The 4,408-nt window shown below is 69.2% G+C and carries 4 protein-coding genes; all 4 read right to left on the bottom strand.

All coding sequences use genetic code 11. From position 1 onward, the window contains the following. Positions 1-27: 27 nt before the first annotated feature. The 4 genes from ELR45_RS15980 to ELR45_RS15995 are packed head-to-tail and all read right to left on the bottom strand — an operon-like array spanning position 28 to position 4,053. The gene (locus ELR45_RS15980) at positions 28-1,329 is read right to left on the bottom strand and encodes a histidine kinase (RefSeq protein WP_129667287.1); all 1,302 of its coding nucleotides are present in this window, start codon (positions 1,327-1,329) and stop codon (positions 28-30) included. After that, positions 1,326-3,026: a solute symporter family protein gene (locus ELR45_RS15985; RefSeq protein ID WP_129667288.1), complete on the bottom strand. Its 1,701-nt coding sequence runs from the start codon at positions 3,024-3,026 to the stop codon at positions 1,326-1,328. Before ELR45_RS15985 ends, ELR45_RS15980 begins: the two co-directional genes overlap by 4 nt. Continuing rightward, positions 3,023-3,586, bottom strand: coding sequence for a hypothetical protein (locus ELR45_RS38040; RefSeq protein WP_205856689.1), 564 nt, complete (start codon positions 3,584-3,586; stop codon positions 3,023-3,025). The genes ELR45_RS15985 and ELR45_RS38040 overlap by 4 nt, the downstream gene beginning before the upstream one ends. A gap of 20 nt (positions 3,587-3,606) precedes the next feature. After that, a complete protein-coding gene (locus ELR45_RS15995; protein ID WP_205856690.1) occupies positions 3,607-4,053 on the bottom strand; it encodes a hypothetical protein in 447 nt (148 codons plus the stop codon). Positions 4,054-4,408 lie beyond the last annotated feature (355 nt).

Genomic DNA, 4,408 nt, shown 5'->3' on the forward strand with positions numbered 1-4,408 from the left:
AACGGGCTCGCATGCGACCACCGACCATCACCCTAAGGGGATCCGCAGGTCGACGACCGTGCCGTCGCCCTGCTGGGACTGGATGTCCAGACGATAGCGATCTCCGTACAGGGCTGCCAACCGCTCGGAGATGTTCGGCAGCCCGATGCCGCCCTGCGCTGCGCACACACCCGAGGTGATCTCCTCCAGCCTGTCCGGTCCGATGCCGATCCCATCGTCGGTGACCTTGATCGTTGTCGTCCTGGTCAGCGGGTCGACGCGTGCTTTCAGCGTGACCGTGCCGCCGTCGACTTTGTCCGCCAGACCATGCTTGACCGCGTTCTCGACCAGCGGCTGGATGATCAGCACGGGAACGTGCGCGGTCAGTACCTGCGGGTCGACGTCGTAGCGAACCCGGAGCCGCTCGCCGTACCGTGCCTGCTCCAGCGACAGATACGTGCGCACGAAGAAGTACTCCTGGCTGAACTCGGCGAGATGGCCGTCTTGCCGGACCGCGTACCGGAAGAAGTCGGACAGTCGCACCAGTAGCTGACGGGCTTCCTCAGGATCGGTGCGTGCCTTTGAGGTGATCGTGTTCAACGTGTTGAACAAGAAATGCGGGTTGATCTGGGCGCGTAGCGCATCCAGCTTGGCGTCGACGGCGAGTTTGCGTTCCCGATCGAACTCGGCGAGCTCCAGGTGTAGCGACAGGATGCCGGCGATGCCCTCGACCAGGCCGCGGTTCGGCGGATCCTCATCCAGCCGGTACACCTTGAGAATCCCGACGACGCGCTTGCCGTTGGTCAGCGGGGCGACGACGGCGCTGTGCAGCGGGCAGTCCGGGTACGGGCAGCCCAGTTTCTCCCGCCGTCGCACGACGGCGATCTTGCCGCTGGCCAGTGCCCGCGCCGACGACTCCGTCTGTGGCGCATCCCCGACCGTGTGGTGGTCCGATCCTGGGCCGACGAAGGCGAGCACCTGGTCCCGGTCGGCGATCGCGACCGAGTCGCCGCCCAGCAGCGGGTGCAGCAGTTCCGCCGTGCGCCGGGCCGCCTCAGCGGTCAGCCCGGAGCGCAACGGGATGGACCGGCCCACGGCCGCGAACGTGCGCCCATGCCCGTGGCGCCCCTGCCCGGGCACGCCGGAGGATGCGGTGCGCGCTGGACGGGTGCTGCGCAGCCCTCGCAGCGCCGACGGGTACCCGATCATCAGCGTCAGCGTCAGCCCGATTCCCAACAGCAGCGTGGGACCCACCCCGAGCGGCGGGTCGACGACCACCTGCGTGACCAGGTAGACGGTGCCCCACGTCAGCGTGGTCGCGGCGGCGAGTGGCAGGCTGCCGTTGTTCATCCTCGCTCCCGTGGCCGGGTGGCACCAGCGGTCGTCCCGGCGATCGTCAGCCGGGCGAGCCGCTCGGCCCGGCGGTCTGCTGCCGTGCCATGCAGCCGCAGCCACAGCTGATCAAGGTCCGTCGGCGTACGCGTGCGCAGCGAGACGAGGATCGTCACGCCGGCGGCCAGCGGTGCGGCGATGACGGTCGGCGTGAGCATCATTTCGCTCAGGCCGCGTCCTCCGACGACAGTGCCCGTCCCGAACAACAGCATCGCGGCGACGGCGCCGGTGACCATGCCGGCCACCGCCCCCGGTGCGGTCGTCCGCCGCCACCAGATGGCGAGCACGAACACCGGTGTCAGTGCCGAGCCGGCGAGTGCGAACGCCCAGGTCACCATGGTCGCCACAACAGACGGGAAGAGTGCGGTCATCGAGTCGGGCCGCAAGCCCAACGCCAGCACCGCGGACAGCAGGGCCACCACGAGTACTGCCGAGCGGCCGGCCCAGACCGCCTGGCGCTGGGACGCCCGTGGATTGATGTGACGCTCGTACACATCGTGCCCCCACGACGCGGCGGCGGCCAGGAGCAGCCCTGCGATGGTGGACAGCACGGCGATCAGCGCTCCCGTGGCGATGAAGCCGAGCCCGGCTTCATCACCGTGGAGACGGCCGAGTACGAGAAGTGCGTGCTCCGGGATGCGCAGCACACCGTCGATGGTGAGTTCGTCCAGCCAGGGCTCGTTGTCGGCGGCCTGGCTGATCAGTGTGCGGGCCGCGGTGCCGAGCAGGACGGCTAGCGTGTAGAACACGCCGGCCAGGCCCAGCACCCACACGGTCGTCATGCGCGCCGCAGTGCCCGTCGGGCTGGTGAAATAGCGGTTCATGATGTGCGGGAGCCCGGCCGTACCCATGACCAGGGTCATGATCAGGGCGAATTGGCCGAGGTGACCGTAACGGCCACCTGGCTCGCCGAAGATGATCGGCTGGTCCTCCTCCAGCCGGTTGGCCTCGGTGGTCAGGTGCCAGCCGCCGCCGTCGTGCTCCGGGTTGGCGAGCGGCTCGCGGCTCAGCTCGGCCACCGCGTCCGGATAGTTGAAGCCGGAGCCGAGGATGACGATGGCCAGCCACACGAAGGCGGACAGCAGCAGCAAGAACTGCACCGCCTGGGTCCACGTCGTCCCGCGCATCCCGCCCAGCGTGACGAGCACCGTGATCAGCGTCGTGGACAGCAGGACGCCGGTCGCATACGGAGACAGCCCGGCGATGCCACGATCCACCAGCAGCTCCCAGGTGATGCCGCTGCCGACGGCCTGGGGTACCAGGTAGGAGAGGATGATGAGCTGGACGACGACCACGGCGACGATGCGTACGTGTTCGGACCGGAGGCGCCGCGCCAGGAAGTCGGGAATCGAGAACTCCCCGAAACGGCGCAGCGGAGCGGCGATGAACAGCAGCACGGGTATGAAGCCCGCGGCAAACCCGGTGGCGTACCAGACGCCGTCCAGGCCGGAGACGTAGACGGCCGCCGCGACGCCGAGGAATGACGCTGCTGAGAAGTAGTCGCCGCAGATGGCACACGCGTTGGTCACTACTCCGACGCGCTGGCCGGCCAGGTAGAAGTCCAGCGTGGAGGCGCGGCGTGGCCGGATGACCAGCGTCAGGGCCAGTACCGCCAGGAGCAGCGCGCCGAGGACGGCCACGCTGACGCTGTTCATGTCGCCCTGCCGTTCGGGGAATCGTCGTCGGTGTCGACGCGATCGGCTCCCGCCACGAGCCCGTCTCCGCCGGCGAGCCCGTCTCCGCCGGAGAGACTGTGCGGTCTGTCGCCGGCGGCGAGACTGTCCTCGCTGGGGAGCCCGTGCCGGCCGTCTCCGTCGAAGGGCTCCGCGTCGTCGCTGATGATGCCGGGCTGGCTGTGTCCGAGCATCCGGTTCTCGACGGCGTTGGACAGCCGGGCCGCGGCGAACGAGATGACGAAGAAGAAGACATAGAGCCCGACCGCCGCCATCGCGAAGTTCGGACTGATCCCTCCTACGAGCCTTCCCCGCGACCACCAGTCGAGCGCCACAGTGAGCAGAGGGACCAGCAGGACGACACCGAGGAACACGGCGAAATGCCAGATGGCCACCCGTCGCAGCGTGCGCATGCTGGCATCGACTTCAGCAGGCGTGTCGTACTCGTCCAGGGAGTCGAGTGCCCACCCGCCCGGGGCGGCATGCGGGGTGGGTGGGCGCGAGCTGTTCTGCCCCGTCAGAAGACCTTTCCAGCGAACCACGCCGGCGCTCTTGCGGGAGATCAGGTGGAGTGACGCAGCCGTGCCGCGATGCGGAGCAGTATGACAGCACCGCCCCCGGCCAGGACCAGTCCGATGCCGGGCAGGAGCTTTCCCCAGCTGTCGGTCGTGGCACTCAGCTGCATCAGCCGGGCGAGTTGCCAGGCCACGATCGCCGCGACCGCGAGGCCGGGCAGCGCGGCGTGCACGAGCGCGACCCGGCGATGTGGAATCAGCGCGCCCGCGATGGCGACGACACCCGCGCAGAGCGTCCACAGCCCGGCACCGGCTGTGCCGGAGAGGCTGCCTGCCGGGGTGGACACCCATGGTAGGACGGAACCGAAGGCGACGAGCAAGCCCCCGACCAGCATGGCCGCGCTGCCGGCGTGGATGATCTGCCCTGCGCGGCGGCTCGCGGCCGCCGTCGTGGGCCGGCGAGTGGTGGATAGTGCCTGACGTGCGGTGGTCATCGCGGGCCTCCCGGGCGTCGACGTCGTCGCCCTCAGTCGAGACAGCCATTGGCGGCTTTTCTGGAGTCTAGGCAGGCGGTGGCAGCGGGCGGCAGGGCCAGCCTGCTGAACGGTCGACGGCGGTCGCCGAGCGGACGGCACACGTCCGCGAGCGGTCCCTGGCTCCGAGGATCGCCGCACGGGTAGCCATCTCAACCGTTGGGGCGGTCGTGGCTACCACCCGTCCAGGTGGGTCTTGCATGTCGCGCGAGCAGGCAGTTCCTTGGTCGACACCACTTGTGTGTGTCATCTCGCATGCCACCTGCGTGACAGCTGTGTGGCACCTGCGGCTGCATGCACGCCGTCCGGGGCAGCC

The sequence above is a fragment of the Phytoactinopolyspora endophytica genome, from assembly GCF_004138495.1.
Classification (GTDB): domain Bacteria; phylum Actinomycetota; class Actinomycetes; order Jiangellales; family Jiangellaceae; genus Phytoactinopolyspora; species Phytoactinopolyspora endophytica.